An 18,151-nucleotide genomic window follows, 5' to 3' on the forward strand; every position below is an offset into this window, starting at 1 on the left:
TGCGAAATGCCCCGCGGAGGTTGGGCGTCGATCTTTTTACCTGTACAGCTGAGTCCGATAGCAAAACCAACGAAGGTATTACCGCGCCGATGATCTTGTTCGCGACAGTTGACTTGATCGCGTTTTCTATAATAAACGCTTTCATGAGGGGGGAGGTATTGTTTTTAGGCCCTGGTAAACCTTTGCCTGGCGAGTGTATGGATGCTTGGCGAGTGTATGGATATACCTTAACTACGCCAAGACAATGATCCGGGTCGAAATGATGTTTATCGAGATCAGGTGGGGCGAGTATGGGGACGGGGTGGATTCCTGATGGCTTTTCCATGGATTGACGGGTAGAGCCTAAGTAAGCCTATTTACAAACCTTCATTAAATCTCATTTAACCCGTTTAGACTATCACCCGCATTAGCAAATACAGCACCGACGGACACGCCAGGCAACCCAGTCCGGTATAGAAGGTAGCCGTCAGTGCACCGTAAGGCACCAGCCTGGGGTCAGTAGCGGCCAGACCCGCCGATACACCGCTGGTCGTTCCCATGAGTCCACCGTAAACCATGGCCGTTTGTGGATTATTGAGCCCGATAAACCGGGCCATAAAAGGCGTCCCGATGGTCACGAAAACAGCCTTGACAACACCGGCGGCAATACTGAGCGCGATCACATCGGAACTGGCCCCGATAGCCGCCCCCGTTACCGGCCCAACAATATACGTGCAGGCACCCGCTCCAATGGTTGTCAGGCTAATGGCGTCGGTATAACCCCAGAAAAGGGCCACGACAACCCCTCCGCTAAAGGAAAGCACAATACCTAAAAACAACGACAGAGCCCCAATCCAGCCTGTACGCTTCATAACGAGAAAGCTGGCACCCATGCCGGTCGAAACGATGGCGAAGTCGCGGAACATGGCCCCACCCATCAGACCGAAACCCGAAAAGACTTTTACGTCGGCAATGCCTTTTTCACCTCCCGAATAAACGCCCCCCGCGTACGCCAGCACCAGCCCCATGATAATCGCAATGGCCGAAGCTGGTATTTTTTTATTGGTCAGCTTGTTGGAAATAATAGCCGATGTATACATCATAAATCCCACAGCCAGAAAGGCGACGACCAACCCATTTTTTTCAAGAAACCGGGTTATAATGTCCATGTTGGTCGACGGGTTGAGATTTGGCAAACTTGGAAAGAAGCGGAATTACAGACAAGCAAATCAACACTGGAACGATACCGGCTACGAGTGCCAGGGAACCGCTGGAAACGGCCACTTTAACGTTTTGGATTGCCGACATGGCCACCACGATCGGGATATACATCTGACTCCAGAACTCGATGCCCCGGTCGGTGAGTTTGTCAGAAAATCCTTTTTTTGTAAACCAGTCATTCAGGAAGATCAGAAGCAACATGGCGAAGCCGACCCCGCCCACATTGGCATCGACGCCGATTAGCCGACCGAGCAGTTCGCCAATCAATTGTCCGGTTACGTAGCAAAAGGCCAGAATGGCCACTCCGTAGATAATCATTTATGTACAAGTTTTTTTAATGTAAAATGAATGATGGATAATGTAAAATGGGCAATGAATAATTAGCGGCCTGCTATACATTATCCATTTTACACTATCCATTGAATAACGGCTTGAGGTCATTCTTGGTGACTTTCCCCATCGCGTTACGAGGCAGGTCATCCGCTACGCGGTACTGCCGGGGCACTTTGTAGGCAGGCATCCGTTCGCGAAGCCAGCTACTGATGTGTTCCGGCAACACCGTTTTATCGTTCAGGATAAGCACAGCCGCCACCAATTCTCCCCACTCTTCGTTGGGAACACCCACAACACTACAATCGCTGACGGCTGAGTGTGTCCGCAGTACTTCTTCAATTTCAAGGGCCGAAATCTTGTAGCCGCCCGATTTGATTATGTCGATGGAGTCGCGGCCCAGCATGCGGTAGTACCCATCTTCGACCACCGCTATATCGCCTGTTCGGAACCAGCCATCTTTGGTAAAGGCTTTTTGGGTGGCTTCGGGACGGTTCCAGTATTCCAGAAAAACGGTAGCGCCTTTTATCTGAATTTCGCCCGGCTGTCCATCGGCTACTTCGACGTTATTCTCATCTACCAGCCGAACCCCAACACCCGGCAGGGGTTTGCCAATATAGCCCACCCGTCGTTCGCCGTCGTACGGATTGCTGATACCCATCCCAATTTCGGTCATGCCGTACCGTTCGAGCAGGGTGTGGCCGCTCACGGTTTTCCACTTTTCCATCACCGACACCGGTAAAGCCGCCGAACCTGACACCATGAGCCTGAATTTAGACAGGGTTTTGGTGATCGTTTGCCGTTGCACATCCGGCAGACTTTCCCAATAGGAAATCAGTTTGAAATAGATGGTCGGTACGGCCATAAAGACATTGATACCTCCTTGCTGAAACGTGTTAAAAACGCCTTCGGCCGAGAAGTTAGGCATGAACTCAACGGTGGCACCCGACCAGAGCGCACAGCAAATCACGTTGATGATGCCATGCACGTGGTGGAGTGGCAACACGCACAAAATGTGATCGCTCGACGACCATTGCCAGACATGTACGAGCGTCGAAATCTGCGCTTCGAGGTTGGCGTGGGTTGTCACAACCCCTTTGGGCAGATTGGTGGTACCACTCGTATACAAAATCATGGCCCGGCGGTCGGGTGTCAACTCAGGCAGTGAATTGGTATGAATAGGGTTACCTTCATTGCCTAGAATAATCAATTGACAGCCTTTTTCTTCTGCCAGAGGAGCCAACTGCGGCCCAAAGGTTTGGTCGGCCACTATGATCCGGGCACCCGTATCTTCGATGACATACCGCAGAGAAGGTAGTGGATACGATAAGGCCAGTGGTACGGCAATGCCACCAGCCCGCCAGATGCCCCACTGCACCCGCACATAGTCGAAACCCGGCGCAACCATGAAGGCGACACGGGCTTCGTTAAGATCGGCCGTGTCGTTTAGCAAAAGGGAAGCAAAGGCGCTGGATGAATCGAGTAGTTGCTGGTAGGTATAGGATTTGCCATCAGATACAATGGCGGTTAAGTCAACGTTTTTCGTAGCGTTTTGTACAAGTTGCATAGAATGTTCAGAATCAAAAACGTAACAAGTTCGTCATATTTGTTAAAACACAGCAACCTATGGTTATTCGTATTCCCAAAGATGCCCCTGCTTCGGCCGTCGACGATGCGTTGAAAACAATTGCCAACCAGCCTAAATTGGCCCGTAAAGGTTTCGACGCTACGAAGTATACAGGAAAGATTAAATTCCCCGTGGATGGACTTACTTATCAAAAGAAAGTAAGAGATGAATGGGAATAGGTCAATTCTAATCGACACAAATGCGCTGATATACTACTTCAATGGGAACGAAAAGGTAAAGGCTATATCTGATGAGATTCTCTATGTATCTGCTATCACTGAGATCGAATTGTTGAGCTTTTCGCAACTCGATAAAGAAAGTGAGTTACAAATCTAATTCTTTCTTGATGACGAAAATTGCCGTTTAGTTGAGTTAATTTCTGCTATTAAAGCGCAGATTATAAAGATTCGCAAGCGCCACCGTATCAAACTACCCGACGCGGTGATTGCGGCTAAGGCCATCTTTTTGGGTATTCCACTAGTAACACTCGCTTCTGTCTTCGTCAGGATTGACGATCTTGACGAAGCCTACTTGAACTGTGAAGACCTTGTTACTCTTCCTCAGCTTATCTTCTTCGACGAAATGTACATCGTCATAATACCTGCAAAAATTGTCGGGACGGCGTAGATCAGGAAGTTCGTCACCATCGACAAGCCCATTCCGATCAATACGCCACCCACCGCCGGACCAATAATGCCGCCCAGTCGGCCAATGCCAATCGACCAGCCTACGCCCGTCGTTCTAAATTCGGTCGGGTACATACGAGCCGCTACGGCGTAGAGCCCAACAAAGCCACCCTGAATACCGAAGCCAAGCAGGGCAAAGACAAGCAGCAGCGTAGATGATCCCATAAAAAGCTGGAAAGCCGCCATGACAACGCCGGTCATGATGAGAAACAAGCCAATCGTTCTCTTAAGACCAAAACGACTGGAAAGATAGCCCTGGGCCGTGATGCCGAAAAATGCCCCTACGTTAAAGATCGTACCGGCGTAAATAGCCAGCTCGATGGGAAGACCGGCATTGGTCGCCAGTTTAGGAATCCAGCTTGTCAGGAAATAGAGGGTCGCAAACGAAAGGAATAAAGCCGTCCATAACTGAATGGTCGGTATTTTGTATTCGTTATCGAGCAGCGATTTAATAGGAATACCGTTGCCTTTCGCGGGTTTATGCGGCAGGGCGTCAATGAGCGAATGCCCCATTTTACCCAGAATGTTATTTGCTTTGTCGAGCGCCCGAGCCGGGTGCGATTTTAGATAGAAATCAAGTGACTCAGTCAGGGAAAACTGAATCAACGGCAGAGCCAGAAAGGTAGTTACGCCTGCAATCTGGAACATGGTTTGCCAGCCCGAAATCGGAATAATCCTGGCCGCTACCAGTCCCGATAGCACGGCCCCAACCGGATAACCCGAAATGACAAAGCTAACCCAGAAGTCGCGGCTCTTGTTGGGCGTATATTCGGCCGCCAGTGCGGCAGTGCTCGCCAGCATGCTCCCGATTCCTAGCCCGCTGATAAATCGAAACACGATTAAGGGAAGGATTCCGGTTGAAAAAGACGTCAGGTAAATACTGATACCCATAATGGCGGCACTAATGAGAATCATGGTTTTACGGCCAATAAGGTCGGCATAGGGGGCCAGAAAAAGCGCCCCGAACGTCATGCCAAACAGTCCGGAGCTGAAAACGACGCCCATCGCTTCTGGTCCTATGCCCCAGTTTTTGGCAATAGCCGGAGCGGCATATGAGATCACCAGGACGTCCATGCCATCGAGCATGTTCATCAGAAAGCAGATGATAATAGTGGCGTATTGTAGCTGCGAAATTGGTCGCTGGTCAATCAGGGTTTTGGCACTTACTTCCATTTTCTCTTCAAGGTAAGGTTAAGGGGGGTATTATTTCGTAGCGCGGTTCTATAGAACCGCGCTACACGTAGAGACGAAGAAGAAACCAATTCCTTTTTACTTTCTCAAGCCCAGCATCTTAATGGCATTCTCTTTTAGAATGAGCGGTTTCACCTCTTCCTTGAAGCCTGCGTCTTCAAAATCCTTCAGCCAGCGGTCGGGCGTGATGAGCGGGAAGTCGGTGCCGAACAACACCCGGTCTTTTAACATGGTGTTGGCATACTGCACTAGTTGCTTCGGAAAATACTTCGGCGACCAGCCGCTGAGATCAATGTAAATATTGGGTTTGTGCATCGCTACCGACAACGCTTCATCCTGCCACGGCCAACTTGGGTGAGCAATGATGATGGGGTTATCGGGGAAGTCAATGGCGACATCGTCGAGGTGAATGGGGTTGGAGTATTCAAGCCGCATTCCCCCGCCCCCGCGAACGCCAGAGCCGAAACCCGAATGTCCCGAATGGAACAGCATCGGCAGTTTATATTCTGCAATAACCTCGTAGAGGTGATAGGCCATGCGGTCGTTGGGGTAGAAGCCCTGCACCGTCGGGTGAAACTTAAAGCCTTTAACGCCGAAGTTCTCGATCAAATTTCGGGCTTCTCGGGCGCCCATGCGTCCTTTATGCGGGTCAATGCTGGCAAAGGCGATCATCACATCGGCGTTTTTCTGCGCCCCTTCGGCCACTTCCTCATTCGGAATCCGTCGTTTGCCCACGTTGAACTCCGAATCGACGGTAAACATCACAAATGCCATTTTCCGCTCCCGGTAATAATCGGCCGTTTCCTGGATGGTGGGGCGGTGGTCCGACTTGAAATACCGGGTAAAAGCCTCATCCAGCTCGGGCCGGAAATCATCGTGCGGATGCCAGCAGGAGGCTTCCGCATGGGTGTGCATATCGATGGCAATAACTTTATCGAGATCAATCATACGTAGTGCCGACCGGGACGGTCGGTTGTAAACAAGTCTTTTTGTTCCCGAGCGGGACGGTTCGACGCATCGACGGTTTGACGCATCAACGGTCGGTGCTATAGGTTTAATTTACAAATCCGGCCGTTGGTTTGGCACCCGTTTTCACCCAGTTTCGAAGGGCGTCGAATGTTTTTCCCGTTTGCTGAGGTGTAAAATTGCAATGGCCCTGCCCGTTGGTGTAGTTGACCGTAAAATACTGATCTTTCCCCTGTTGATGGACCATATTCTCGAAATTCACGACACCATAGGTAGGTGGGATGAGCTGATCGTAGATGGTGTGTAACAACACAACAGGCTTATCAATTTTACCGGTTCGGTCGTATTTTCCAAAAATCACGTTTGGGTCAACGGTGGCGGGTAACCGTTCTGCCTTTTGATTAACGACCAGATCATTCGGGAAACCCGTATAAACCGTGTTTATATTGTCGAACGGGTTCCCTTTTGCTTTCTGGGCAATGTCGCGCAGGACGTTCTCATTGAAAAACAAAGAGAAGGGCAGGTCCTCAAATTTCAGATCAAACCGTTTGGCAAAGGCATACGCCAACACCGAGTCTTTGGCCAAAATCGCTTTTTTAATTGCCGTTGCCTGCGCCACCATTGCCTGCCGGGGTTGCGGCTGATAGGGTTGTTTCAGATCAAAAATTGTTGAGAGGGAAGTAACTACCCCCGGAAACAATCCGTTGAAGGTTGCGTACATATCATACTCTTTTCGGCATTGCAGGTAGGGGCGGCTGGAAAATGCGCAAAGAGCCAGACTTCCATTATAGGCAGCACCGAAGTTTTCGATAGTCGCCAGGGCAACACCCCCACCCATCGACTGCCCAACCATATAGGTTGTATCCGGCTTACCAACGGTTTTTGTGAAAAACTTCCGTAGCTCTTCGGTATCATCAACGGCTTGTGGCATTACAAAGCCCTGATACTGATAATCGGATGCCGCCACAGCGAAACCCCGTTCCAGAAACGGCTTCATCGCGTTAGCGAAGCCAAGGTTTTGACTCTGGTGCGGTTTCGACCCCATGAACTCATAGCCATGCGCAAACATCACCAGCTTGCCTTTCCAGTTGGGTGGATAGAGGATGATGTACCTGGCACCTTTCAGGCTACCTGAATCAACTTTAGCAACCGGGCTCTGGGCAAAGGTATGGGTTATGAAGCTTAGGGTTAGTAGCAGGTAAAGACAGCGTTTCATCCGTTAATCTATTTTAAACATGAGGTAACTTTTCGCTCGATTGGAGCTTGACGGCGAAGCGTCGGTAGTTTCCTTCACCAACGCTTCGCTGTTTAGGCCCTAACGGACATCTAGGCTGTTCCCCACACTTTTACCGCCGTATTGACGACCAGTTCAATTTTTCGCCACTGGTCGTTGTGAGTCAGGTCGTTGCCGTGATGCGTTGACGAGAAACCGCATTGCGGACTCACGCACAGGTTATCGAGGGGCATGTATTGGGCTGCTTCGTCAATGCGTTTGCATAGGTCGTCTATATTCTCCAACTCACGCACCTTTGAGGATACTATACCCAATACCACCATTTTCTCCTTCGGAACGAAACGCAAAGGGGCGAAATCGCCGGAGCGCTCGTCGTCGTACTCAAGAAAATAAGCGTCGACGTTGATTTCGTTGAAAAGCACTTCGGCTACCGGCTCGTACCCACCTTCGGCAAACCAGGTGCTACGGTAGTTTCCCCGGCACAAGTGAATACCCACCGTTAAGTCGTCGGGCCGGTTGTCGATAACCGAGTTGATCAGCGCGGCATAGGTGCGGGGCAATTCGTTCGGGTCTTCTCCCCGGCCAACGGCTGCAGCGCGCATTTTAGGGTCGCAGAGGTAGGCCAGGTTTGTATCGTCCAGTTGCAGATACCGGAGACCCGCTTTGTACAAGTGGTCGATTTCTTCCCGATAGGCTACCGCCAGGTCGTGAAAAAACTCGTCCATATCTGGATATGAATTGATATCGATTGATTTTCGTCCACCCCGGAAGTGAATCATTGTTGGCGACGGAATGGACACTTTGGGGGTTTGTGTCGTAACCGATTTCAGGAAGTTGAAATCAGCCACCTGAATGTCTTTCACGTGCTGAAGCTTTCCCGTTACGCTCAATACGGGGGGCGTGAATCCGTCACTGGCTGCTTTAGCATTGGGGTTGGCGTCGATACCGCCCGTGACCGTTACGCCCGATAGTTCTTTCAGAAAATCAAGATGAAAATAATCCCGTCGAAATTCGCCATCTGTAATGGAGCGCATACCGGTGGCTTCGAGCTTTTTAACCGTTTCGGCAATAGCGGTATCTTCAATGGCCCGGAGTTCTTCAGCCGAAATTTCGCCTTTTTTCAATTTCAGGCGATTCTCTTTTACTTCGGTCGTTCTTAACAGGCTACCAACATGGTCGGCGCGAAAAGGAGGGGTTTTCATGTTTTAGGGATTAGAAATTAGAAGGTGGGAGCGAAGAACAAATACTTAACCAGCGCTAAGATTCTTTGGAGAGTAAACTTTATTTCCCCTTTATTTTTGACTCTTTACACATAGTTCTTCACTCAAATTATACAGTTGATTTAGTAATTCTGCCCGGTGTTTAAGGATAGCCCGCTGATTGAGTGAGCCTTTATCTGTAATCTCCCCCAGGTCAATGGAGGGCGCTTCAAGGGCGATGATAGCCCGTTCAATGCGATCTGAGGTGCCTTTGGCCGTTTTGTTCAGGATAATCAGCAGCGCGTCGACAAAGTCGTTGATCGCCGGATGTTGAAATACCTCTTTATCTGGCAAGTTTGGCGATAAATTGGCTAAGCGTCGGCAGGCATCGGCGTTCAGGAACAGCAGAATGCCCACATGCGCCCGGTCGAGGCCGGCAATAACTACGTCCTGCACGATAGGTGCCCCGGCCGAAATGATTTTCGCTTTGAGAATACCCACATTGACCCAGGTGCCGGTCGAAAGCTTGAAATCTTCGGCAATACGACCATCAAATAGGAGGCCCTGATCGGGATCGTCTTCGCAGCGAAATCGTACCGCATCACCGGTTTTATAATAGCCTTCTTCATCAAACGCGTTCTGTGTGGCTTCCGTATTGCGCCAGTAACCGGGTGTAACGTTGGGTGCTTTATACCGGGCTTCGAGCTTATCGCCGTCGGGCACGAGTTTTACGTCCATGCCCGCCACCGGCACACCGAGTAGTCCCGAAAAGCTACCGCCCCAGTTAGCAAACATGGCCGATGGACCCGATTCGGTACAGCCCAGGCCGGTTATGATTGGAATTCGTTCGCCAATAGTTTCCACGGCCAACTCCTCCAGCCGATTCCAGATGGGTTGCGCCAAACTTGCCCCGGCATAGAACAGCATATTCAGCCGGGCAAAAAACGTTTTACGCAGATCCGGGTCACGCTCGAAATAAGGGATCAGCATTTCAAAGCCTTTGGGGACATTGAAATAGACCGTCGGTGAAATTTCCCGCAGGTTCTGCACCGTGGTTTCGATACCCGATGGGGTTGGTTTACCATCGTCGATGTACAAGGTGCCGCCGTTGTAGAGTGCCAGTCCCAGATTGTGGTTACCTCCGAACGTATGATTCCACGGAAGCCAGTCGATCAATACGGGGGAGGCTGTCGTCATAAACGGAAATACCTGCGTAATCTGCTGCAAATTAGCGCACCACATGCGGTGTGTGTTGATGACGCCCTTGGGTAAACCCGTTGAACCGGACGTGAACAGCACTTTGGCCACCGAATCGGCCGTAACACGGACAAACGCCTGCTCCACTGCTTCGGTTGGTTTGGTGGCAAGCACCTTGTCAAAGCTGGTGTGCTTGTCATCGTTATTAACGGTAATGATGATGGCATCCGGAAACAGCGACTTCGCTAGCGAAAGGGCACGATCGTATACTTGACTATCCTGGGCGAAAATAACCTTGGGCGTCATAGCTTTCAGACAATGCTGCAACCGCCCCAAATCCTTCGAAATTAGGGAGTAAGGGGACGATATTGGGGAGTAGGGGATACCCACATGCACAGCCGCCAGGGCCAAAAGCGCATGTTCCAGGCTATTTTCGGATAAAATGACCAGCGTATCATCCGGCCCCAGTTGCTGATTCAGCAGGTATTGGGCGATGGATTTTACCACAGCCAGCGTCTTTTCGTAGGTGTATTCGACCCATTCACCGGCAGTATTACGTCGGGCCAGAAACGTCTGGGCGGGTTTCGTCTGCGCCCAGTATACGAGCTTTTCGGTAAGCTTTTCAGGATAGCTACCCAATGGTTGTTCAAGCCGCAACCGGATAGACCCGTCGGCATGAAGCGTCTTGTGGGTTTTCGTTGGGCCGAAGGCAATTTGCTTGAACGACATGTAAATAGTGGGATGATAAACCGATAAATCGGTTTGTAACATGAAAATCTTTTGCGCGCTGATTTTCCACAGCTAAAGCTATGGGTTGTTGTTACTCGCCTACTTTTTTTGCTCGTCCTGCCAGAAAATCGCGGAGTCTGTCTTTTGCTTCGGTCGATGATTGGGCTATGGTCGCCATCAGGCTTTCCATCAATAGCCCTTCTGATTGGGAAGAATCCGCAATGCGGGGCAGCACATGCATGAGTGCGTAATTGGTCATGGGTGCATTTTGAGCAATGCGTTTTGCCAGCTCAATACCTTTTGCCAGGCCGTCATTATCCATTACCACATACTGCGAAAGCCCCATCCAGACACCTTCATCGGCCGAAATCACCCGACCCGTATACATCATGTCGGCCATGCGGCTCGTACCAATCAATTTAGGAAGCCTGACCGATGCTCCGCCACCCACAAAAATGCCTCGCTGCCCTTCGGGTAACGCATAAAATGTGCTTTGCTCGGCAACACGAATATGACAGGCTGAAGCAATTTCGAGTCCACCACCCACACAAGCCCCTTTTAATACAGCCACGACAGGCACCGTACCAAACTGAATCCGATCCAGTACCCGATGCCACATGCGGGAGTGGTGCAATCCAGCCACAATATCCCGTTCCTGTAGTTCCGACAGGTCAAGGCCAGCGCTGAAATGTGGACCTTCGGCACACAAAACGGCGGTTTTTACGCCATTGGGAATTGTCGTAAAAACGGTTTCAAGCTGTAGTAGTAATGCATCATTGATCGCATTCCGTTTTTCAGGACGATTGATGGTCACGATCAGTAATTCGTCTTGTTGTTCGACGTTCAGCCATGCTGATGGGTCGGGCATAAAAGAGGGGTTTATTGCGTTTGGCTAAAGGACTTTCCAGACCTGAATAACTACGTTTTCGGGATTGCGGAAGGCTGTACAGATAAAAATAGCGTTGTTCATCCAGTCGTATTTTCCGGCGGGTGCTTCGAATTTGGGAATCGCCCGGAAGTAGTACTCACTCGGACTGACAGACTCACCCCGGCTGATACGAGCCGCTACCTCGGGCGTGGCGACGCGTAAACCCACGTTTTTTATGTAGATGATAGTCCCATCGTTGGTCTTGAATTGGTAATGCGCTTCCAGTTCGGCAACGCCATCTTTTCGGACAATCTGCCAATCGGAGCCACCGGGCAGAATTTCACCCTTCAGACCGGGGCCCTCGACCGTACCGCCTAGTATAGGAATGATTCGACGCGTACCATGCGGGGTTTCGCCGACAACATAGGCCGGTCCAATTTTTACGTTCAACTGCCCGACAAACGATAGACCGGGAGCTGGTGGGGTCTGAACCGGTTGGGCGAAAGCCTGATAGCTACCAATTGCCAGCAGGATATAGATATAGCCATATTTTAGCAGATGACTCATGATAGGAAATAAAAAGACCAGGAATAAGAGCAATAGTAAGGCTTGCAATAGTCTAAAATTATATTGTTAAAGTCTAATCGTTTTTTATGATTCGCCAATAAGGATTACTTATCGAGAGATAAACACGATGGTGGAAAACAAAAGAAAGCTGACAGATGGCTGTCAGCTTTCTACGCGAAGACGTAAAACTGGCAATAAATGCTCTATTGCTTTGGAACTGAAATAGCGATGTCCGGCACCGTAACCTTTTCTAACTGCGCTTGCCGACACTGGTTGTTGAACCGGGCAATATCATTCTGAATCAGCATGTTCATGTCCGTTTTCAGCGGTTGCCAGATAGCGTTCAATTCTGACAGGCGCTCTTTTTGCCCAGCCGTTACGTACGGCGTGTTGACATCCAGCTCGCCTTTGAGGAAGATGTAGTCAGCGCTGAGTTTATTTTCGAAGTTGATCACGTCGTCGTTCGACTGCGACTTTGGCTGAATGACTTTTTCTTCCCACAGCTTGATCTTCTTTGCCAGTGCCCGACCAGAATCCGCAACGGCTTTAAGGTTGGGCTTGTCATCGATCAGGTCGACCAGATCGATGATCTGCTTCTGGGCTTTGCGCATCCGGTTTACGCCGAGGTGAATCTCCTTCACACCATCTTCAATGCCAATCAGCGTTTTCTGCTGCTGCTCGTAATCGGCAGGTGTGGTGTTCAGGCGTGGGTCGGGCAGGATTTTAAATGGTGCAGTCTTCTCCTGCTTGCTAAACCTGATCGTAGCTTTATAGGCACCCGGAGGCAGCTTACGCCCTTTGTAGTTCCCCTCGATAAACACTTTTTCGATGGCTGGTAATGTTTCGGCGCGCATGTCCCACACAAACCGATTCAGGCCCGGCTTCACGGTCAGTGTTGGTTCGGGCGAGGGCCCCCCGGGAAAGGACACAAACTTCTTGTCTTTCTTGCTACTCAACTTTCGGACAACGGCCCCCTGGTCAGACAGGATGTCCATCGTCAGTGTGGCGCTGGTATCCACCTTGGCGGGCAGTTGGTAGTAGATTACTACACCCGTTGCCGGGTTGGTTCCGGCAAAGCCACTTCGTCCGGGACTGCTGCCTGCGTCTTCATCATCGTCGTCTTCGATAATCTTATCCAGCGAACTACCACCCGACACGCGGTAGGTATCTTCCGGCTTGTAAACGAGCAAACTGTCTTTACTGGCTTTCTCATTGAATTGTCGGATGGGGCCGAGGTCGTCCAGAATCCAGAAAGACCGACCAGCGGTAGCCGCAATCAAATCGCCCTGATGGACTTTTAGATCAGTAACGGGGCTTACGGGGAGGTTAAGCTGCATGGGACGCCAGTTGGTGCCGCCATTGTAGGATACAAAAACACCGGTTTCGGTTCCGGCATACAACAGCCCTTTCCGTTCGGGGTCTTCGCGAACGGTGCGGGTGAACGCGCCGTAGGGAATGCCCGTTACAATTTTCGTCCAGGTTTTGCCGTAATCGGCAGTTTTATAGATGGCCGGGGCAAAATCGTTGAACTTATACCGGGTGGTGGCAATGTAGGCCGTGGCCTTGTCATGGGGTGATACTTCGATAGAGTTTATGAGCGTTTCGGGCAAACCCGTCGGCGTCACGTTGATCCAGGTAGATCCCCCGTCGCGGGTGAGGTATACCAGTCCGTCGTCGCTGCCGGTCCAGATAACGCCTTTTTCGGAAGGTGATTCGAGGACATAGGTGATGGTCGCGTAGTTTTCGCCACCGGCTCCTTCGTTGGTGTAGGGTGCCCCGCCCCAGCCGAGTTTGGTGGAGTCGTGCCGGGTCAGATCGGGCGATGCGATGGACCAGCTTTTTCCGAGGTCGGTGGTTTTGAAGAGTCGGTTTCCGGCATGGTAAAAGGCATTCGGTTCGTGTTTCGACCAGATGATGGGTGCGTTCCAGTTGAACCGGTATTTCATGGTCTTGGCCTGCAATGCCTGGTACTGAATGGGCGATACCATGATGGGTTTCCCTTCCTTGGTTTGCTGGTCAAGCACTTCGATGGTGCCCTGATAACTACCGCCCATAACATGACGCGGATCGTCGGGGTTAAAGGCGAGGAACGCACTTTCGCCACCGGCGGAAGCTTCCCAGTCTTTATCGGTGATGCCGCTGCCGTTTGTGCTTCGGCTGGCGATCATGACTGAGGTGTTGTCCTGCTGACCACCGTACACATAATACGGAAAGCGGTTGTCGGCGTTCACGCGGTAGAATTGCGCCGTCGGCTGGTTGTTCTCCGACGACCACGATTTGCCGCCGTTAAAGGAAACGGCAGCGCCCCCGTCGTTACTCAAAAACAGGTTTTTATTGTTCTTCGGGTTAATCCAAAGGTGATGGTGGTCGCCGTGCGAACCGGGAATGGTGGAGAAGGTCTTGCCGCCGTCGATGGATTTCAGGACGGAGGTATTTAGGATATAGACCGTATTTTCGTCGACCGGGTCGGCGTATATTTCGATGTAATACCAAGCCCGCTGAATGGTGCGGTGGTCTTTGCTCACCCGGTTCCAGCTTTTACCGGCATCTTCGGAGAGGAAAACGCCCCCTTTGTCGGCTTTTGAATCGGATTCAATCACGGCGTACACCCGATTCGGATTGGCTTTCGATACCGAAATGCCCATTTTGCCGAGCTCTTTCGGCAAACCCTTTTCGAGCTTCGTCCAGGTTTCACCCGCGTCGGTCGATTTGTAGAGGCCACTGCCTTTGCCACCGCTTTGCACCTGCCAGGGCAACCGGCGGTAATCCCACATGGATGCGTAGAGAATGCGCGGGTTGGTCATGTCCATGCTCAGATCGTTGCAGCCCGTGTTTTCATCCACGAACAGCACTTTCTTCCAGGACTTACCACCATCGGTTGTTTTATAAATACCCCGATCAGGCGAGGAACCGTGCAGGGCGCCCTGTGCGGCTACGAAGGCAATATCTGGATTTTGGGGGTGTACCCGAACGGCGGCAATGTGGCGCGTGAGGTCAAGGCCGAGGTGCTGCCAGGTTTTACCCGCATCGGTCGATTTATAGACCCCATCGCCGTAGGAGGTCATCACGCCACGGGGTGCGTGCTCACCCATTCCTACATACACAACGGCGGGGTCGGATTCACAAATGCCGATAGCTCCGACAGATGACGTTTTAAGCTGCCCGTCGGAGACGTTTTTCCAGGTCATACCGGCGTCGTCTGTTTTCCAGATGCCCCCGCCAACGGTACCCATGTAATAGAGTTGCGGATCGCTGCTCACGCCCGATCCGGCTACGGAGCGCCCTCCGCGAAAGGGGCCGATGTTCCGCCATTTGACGGGCTTAAAGTAAGGGTCGATATTCTCCGCCCCTTCGATACTGGAGGTTGAAACCGGTTTGGCCAGTTTAGGCTTTTGTGCCAGTAATGGACTGATTAATAGGACGGAGTAAAGTATAAGTAAGATAGTTCGCATAGGGAGCCGTTTGTTGAATTGCAGACGGCTAAGATAGTGTAAATCGAGCGTTGGGCCGTTCGGATAAACTAACAAATCATCACCCTGCGCCCGGTTTCGGGGTGTGTGGCGAAATACGGACGAATCCTGAAAACCGCTTCAATCGATTGTTCAGTAAGTACCTTGTCTGGAATCCCCATGTCGTACAGACGGCCCCGATCCATCAGAATTACATTATCGGCGTATTGTAAGGCTAAGTTGATGTCGTGGACGATGACAAACACCACCATATTTTTTGCGGCTAGATCACGCACCATACCCAGAATCTGATGCTGATAATGAATATCCAGGGCCGATATGGGCTCGTCCAAAAAGAGGTACTTAACCGATTCGTCACCGGGCTGGCGGTACAACTGCGCCAGCACTCGCGCCAGATGAACCTTTTGTTTCTCACCTCCGGAGAGTGACGCAAAGGCGCGGGCTTTGAAGGGAAGCATACCAACCAACTCCAGGCAATGGTCGGCAATCATCTTGTCCTGTTCCCTCGGGTTGAGATCGAAATACGGATACCGGCCCATCATGACAACCTCCGTCACACTCAGATCGAAGGGCAGAGACAACAGTTGAGAGAGGACAGCTTTCTGTCGCGCCTGGATAGCGAGCGGAATGGAGAAAAGCAGGGTTTCATCATAAAAGATCTGGCCTGTTTTCGGGATTTCGGTGCCCGTCAATAATTTGAGCAGGGTGCTCTTTCCGGCTCCGTTGGGACCCAGAACCATCGTAAACTTACCGGGTAACAGCGTGAGCGAAACATCGTCGATTAATGTCTGCCGACCAATCTGGAACGACAGGTGTTCGGCTTTAAGCATAAAAACCTCCTTTCTGAAACGAGCGGGCATTGCGAACGAGCAGCCATATAAATACGGGCGCACCCACAAAGGCGGTGATTACGCCAATCGGAAACTCGGCGGGTGCGACCAACCTCCGGGCAATGGTATCGGCCAGGGTAAGCAGGGAGCCGCCCAGCAGGGCCGACGAAATTACCAGAAACCGGTTGTCGGACGTTTTTAACAGGCGCATTAAATGAGGCACCACCAGCCCAACGAACGAAATGACGCCAACCATGGCCGTACCAATGGCTACCAGCAAGGTGTTCAGCAGCAGCACCTGAATTTTGAGCCGGTCGATGTTGTAGCCCAGATGCCGTACTTCATCCTCGCCCAGAATCAGGATATTCAACGCTTTGGTGAACCGTAGCGAAAGTAAAATCCCCACCGAGGTTACCGGGAAAACGATAGCCAACTGCGTCCAGTCGGCCCCCGAGAATGTACCTAAATTCCAGAAAGTAATGGAACGAGCCTGTGGGTCGCGGGCGATGTACGATAGAAAACCTGTTCCGCCGGTAGCGAGGGCATTGATGGCGATACCCGCCAGAATCATGGTCGCCACGTTGACTTTACCGCTGACAGATGCAATCCGATACACCAGCAATGTCGCTACGAAGGCGAAAATAAAAGCAACACAGGGGAGTAAAAACAGGCCTAGCGCGTCGGTAAATGCCCAGTTGATATTCTTGCCCAGTACAAACACCAGGGCAGCACCCAGAGCTGCTCCAGAGCTGGTACCCACAAGCCCCGGCTCCACAATCGGGTTCCGAAAGAGCGCCTGCATCAACACCCCCGACACCGACAACCCAGCCCCAACCGTAGCACAAAGCAGCACACGGGGTAACCTAATCTGTAGAAAAAGTCCCTGCGAGATGGGGTCGACTGTTGTGTCTGACAGCCCAAGGCCGTTGAGCAGAATGTGGTTAATGTCGGCAAACGTCAACTCAACGGCACCAATCCGCAGGGCGGCTATAATGGATAGCAGGAGCAACGCGGTAAGGGTGCCGTACCATTGGCCGGGTGACAGAGGGGGTGTTTTCATAGTTGGCGGGGCTTGTCGGGTTTAGCGGAGTAGTTGAGTGAGTGAAAGTTGGGTCGGGTTCTTTCGGTGGTGTCGGGTCTGAGGACCCGACACCATAAAACTCCACAAACACCCTACTGGTGGATCAACTTCATGAGCAGTTGCACATTCTCGCCCGTGCGGGGGCCGAGGTAGATGAGATCATGTTCTTCAATCCGGTAAATCTTTTTGTTTTTACCCGCTGGGGTCAATGCAATGCCGGGAAGGGTGGCCAGTTTGTCGGCATTGCCCATACGGTCGTAACCGAAATCGGTAACTAAAATAATATCGGGCTGTGCTTTGCTGATGATTTCCGGGCTGAGGGGTTTCATGCCCTTTAGTGTGTCCATCACGTTTTTGCCACCCGCCAGATCGAGCATGTATGAGGCTGTTCCTGCTTTGCCGATAACCAGATAGTTGTTGATGACCCGACCGAAGTGAATGATCGCCACCTTAGGTACTGTTTTGTATTGCTTCACATCGGTTGCTGCTTTGGCCAGGTCGGCATCCAGTTTTGTCTTCAGACTGTCGGCCTGCTTTTGGGCGCCAAACTGACTAGCCAGTGTGTCAAACAATGCTTTAACTTCAGGGATGGTATGGGCGTCTTTGAATACTTTCATCGGCACACCCACTTTTTCCAGTTGGGTCATCACAGCTTCGGGGGCCACGTTGCCATCGTGGTAGACAACGGTTGGTTTGAGGGCAATAATGCCTTCGGCATTCAACAGCCGGTGATAGCCTACTTTCGTCAGCTTCTGCGCGGCTGGCGGATACGTACTCGACAGGTCGACACCCACCAGTTGGTCGCCCGCACCGAGCGCATAAATTAGTTCGGTTAACTGCTTGGCTACGCAAACGATGCGCTGTTTGCCAGTGGTTTCGGACTGGTCTTTCTGGCTGGAGGTACAGGCGGCAATGCCAGCGATGAGGATGAGTATGCTTAATCGGGAAATTTTCATAATTGAATTGGTTTGTGGTT

15 protein-coding genes and 1 pseudogene are annotated in these 18,151 nt (G+C 51.3%); 2 read left to right on the forward strand and 14 right to left on the reverse strand.

Going from position 1 to position 18,151, the window contains the following annotated elements; translation table 11 throughout:
- Positions 1–389: 389 nt before the first annotated feature.
- From madM to NT073_RS15735, 3 genes are all read right to left on the reverse strand, one after another.
- A complete protein-coding gene (gene madM / locus NT073_RS15725; protein ID WP_297375264.1) occupies positions 390–1,148 on the reverse strand; it encodes a malonate transporter subunit MadM in 759 nt (252 codons plus the stop codon).
- Positions 1,123–1,518 (reverse strand): malonate transporter subunit MadL, encoded by a 396-nt coding sequence (madL, locus tag NT073_RS15730; RefSeq protein ID WP_297375266.1) that lies wholly within the window; start codon positions 1,516–1,518, stop codon positions 1,123–1,125. Before madL ends, madM begins: the two co-directional genes overlap by 26 nt.
- 94 nt (positions 1,519–1,612) lie before the next feature.
- Complete coding sequence (locus NT073_RS15735; RefSeq protein ID WP_297375268.1) at positions 1,613–3,097, reverse strand: acyl-CoA synthetase; 1,485 nt, start codon at positions 3,095–3,097, stop codon at positions 1,613–1,615.
- Between the two features lie 59 nt (positions 3,098–3,156).
- On the opposite strand from NT073_RS15735, the gene NT073_RS15740 reads away from it, so the two are divergent.
- Positions 3,157–3,336 carry a hypothetical protein gene (locus tag NT073_RS15740; RefSeq protein ID WP_297375270.1) on the forward strand — a complete coding sequence of 60 codons (180 nt, stop codon included), beginning with the start codon at positions 3,157–3,159 and terminating at the stop codon, positions 3,334–3,336.
- Positions 3,323–3,784: pseudogene (locus tag NT073_RS33395) on the forward strand (type II toxin-antitoxin system VapC family toxin). The gene NT073_RS15740 and the pseudogene NT073_RS33395 overlap by 14 nt, the downstream one beginning before the upstream one ends.
- Here NT073_RS33395 and NT073_RS15745 read toward each other — a convergent pair.
- From NT073_RS15745 to NT073_RS15795, 11 genes are all read right to left on the reverse strand, one after another.
- Positions 3,718–5,016 (reverse strand): MFS transporter, encoded by a 1,299-nt coding sequence (locus NT073_RS15745; RefSeq protein WP_297375272.1) that lies wholly within the window; start codon positions 5,014–5,016, stop codon positions 3,718–3,720. The pseudogene NT073_RS33395 and the gene NT073_RS15745 overlap by 67 nt on opposite strands.
- Before the next feature lie 96 nt (positions 5,017–5,112).
- Complete coding sequence (locus NT073_RS15750; RefSeq protein WP_297375274.1) at positions 5,113–5,982, reverse strand: amidohydrolase family protein; 870 nt, start codon at positions 5,980–5,982, stop codon at positions 5,113–5,115.
- Positions 5,983–6,088: 106 nt separating this feature from the next.
- Positions 6,089–7,216: an alpha/beta hydrolase gene (locus tag NT073_RS15755; RefSeq protein WP_297375276.1), complete on the reverse strand. Its 1,128-nt coding sequence runs from the start codon at positions 7,214–7,216 to the stop codon at positions 6,089–6,091.
- A 110-nt stretch (positions 7,217–7,326) separates the two neighbouring features.
- Positions 7,327–8,436, reverse strand: a complete 1,110-nt coding sequence (locus tag NT073_RS15760) for a 5-methyltetrahydropteroyltriglutamate--homocysteine S-methyltransferase (protein WP_297375278.1) — start codon at positions 8,434–8,436, stop codon at positions 7,327–7,329.
- A 90-nt stretch (positions 8,437–8,526) separates the two neighbouring features.
- Positions 8,527–10,401, reverse strand: a complete 1,875-nt coding sequence (locus NT073_RS15765) for a feruloyl-CoA synthase (protein ID WP_297375280.1) — start codon at positions 10,399–10,401, stop codon at positions 8,527–8,529.
- 49 nt (positions 10,402–10,450) lie between these two features.
- A complete protein-coding gene (locus NT073_RS15770) occupies positions 10,451–11,227 on the reverse strand; it encodes a crotonase/enoyl-CoA hydratase family protein (protein WP_297375282.1) in 777 nt (258 codons plus the stop codon).
- Between the two features lie 24 nt (positions 11,228–11,251).
- Positions 11,252–11,794, reverse strand: a complete 543-nt coding sequence (locus NT073_RS15775) for a DUF3237 domain-containing protein (protein ID WP_297375283.1) — start codon at positions 11,792–11,794, stop codon at positions 11,252–11,254.
- Between the two features lie 203 nt (positions 11,795–11,997).
- Positions 11,998–15,246 (reverse strand): glycosyl hydrolase, encoded by a 3,249-nt coding sequence (locus tag NT073_RS15780; RefSeq protein ID WP_297375285.1) that lies wholly within the window; start codon positions 15,244–15,246, stop codon positions 11,998–12,000.
- A gap of 68 nt (positions 15,247–15,314) precedes the next feature.
- Positions 15,315–16,124: a heme ABC transporter ATP-binding protein gene (locus NT073_RS15785; RefSeq protein WP_297375287.1), complete on the reverse strand. Its 810-nt coding sequence runs from the start codon at positions 16,122–16,124 to the stop codon at positions 15,315–15,317.
- A complete protein-coding gene (locus NT073_RS15790) occupies positions 16,087–17,154 on the reverse strand; it encodes an iron ABC transporter permease (protein WP_297375289.1) in 1,068 nt (355 codons plus the stop codon). Before NT073_RS15790 ends, NT073_RS15785 begins: the two co-directional genes overlap by 38 nt.
- Positions 17,155–17,267: 113 nt before the next feature.
- Positions 17,268–18,131, reverse strand: coding sequence for an ABC transporter substrate-binding protein (locus NT073_RS15795; RefSeq protein WP_297375291.1), 864 nt, complete (start codon positions 18,129–18,131; stop codon positions 17,268–17,270).
- Positions 18,132–18,151: the final 20 nt, after the last annotated feature.

Origin of the sequence: Spirosoma sp., assembly GCF_026391055.1 — a bacterium.
GTDB lineage: Bacteria > Bacteroidota > Bacteroidia > Cytophagales > Spirosomataceae > Spirosoma.

Bases quoted from the DNA above. Each gene is read 5' to 3' on its own strand.
- madM (WP_297375264.1), bottom strand. From the start codon at position 1,148: ATGGACATTATAACCCGGTTTCTTGAAAAAAATGGGTTGGTCGTCGCC.
- madL (WP_297375266.1), bottom strand. From the start codon at position 1,518: ATGATTATCTACGGAGTGGCCATTCTGGCCTTTTGCTACGTAACCGGA.
- NT073_RS15735 (WP_297375268.1), bottom strand. From the start codon at position 3,097: ATGCAACTTGTACAAAACGCTACGAAAAACGTTGACTTAACCGCCATT.
- NT073_RS15740 (WP_297375270.1), top strand. From the start codon at position 3,157: ATGGTTATTCGTATTCCCAAAGATGCCCCTGCTTCGGCCGTCGACGAT.
- NT073_RS15745 (WP_297375272.1), bottom strand. From the start codon at position 5,016: ATGGAAGTAAGTGCCAAAACCCTGATTGACCAGCGACCAATTTCGCAG.
- NT073_RS15750 (WP_297375274.1), bottom strand. From the start codon at position 5,982: ATGATTGATCTCGATAAAGTTATTGCCATCGATATGCACACCCATGCG.
- NT073_RS15755 (WP_297375276.1), bottom strand. From the start codon at position 7,216: ATGAAACGCTGTCTTTACCTGCTACTAACCCTAAGCTTCATAACCCAT.
- NT073_RS15760 (WP_297375278.1), bottom strand. From the start codon at position 8,436: ATGAAAACCCCTCCTTTTCGCGCCGACCATGTTGGTAGCCTGTTAAGA.
- NT073_RS15765 (WP_297375280.1), bottom strand. From the start codon at position 10,401: ATGTTACAAACCGATTTATCGGTTTATCATCCCACTATTTACATGTCG.
- NT073_RS15770 (WP_297375282.1), bottom strand. From the start codon at position 11,227: ATGCCCGACCCATCAGCATGGCTGAACGTCGAACAACAAGACGAATTA.
- NT073_RS15775 (WP_297375283.1), bottom strand. From the start codon at position 11,794: ATGAGTCATCTGCTAAAATATGGCTATATCTATATCCTGCTGGCAATT.
- NT073_RS15780 (WP_297375285.1), bottom strand. From the start codon at position 15,246: ATGCGAACTATCTTACTTATACTTTACTCCGTCCTATTAATCAGTCCA.
- NT073_RS15785 (WP_297375287.1), bottom strand. From the start codon at position 16,124: ATGCCCGCTCGTTTCAGAAAGGAGGTTTTTATGCTTAAAGCCGAACAC.
- NT073_RS15790 (WP_297375289.1), bottom strand. From the start codon at position 17,154: ATGAAAACACCCCCTCTGTCACCCGGCCAATGGTACGGCACCCTTACC.
- NT073_RS15795 (WP_297375291.1), bottom strand. From the start codon at position 18,131: ATGAAAATTTCCCGATTAAGCATACTCATCCTCATCGCTGGCATTGCC.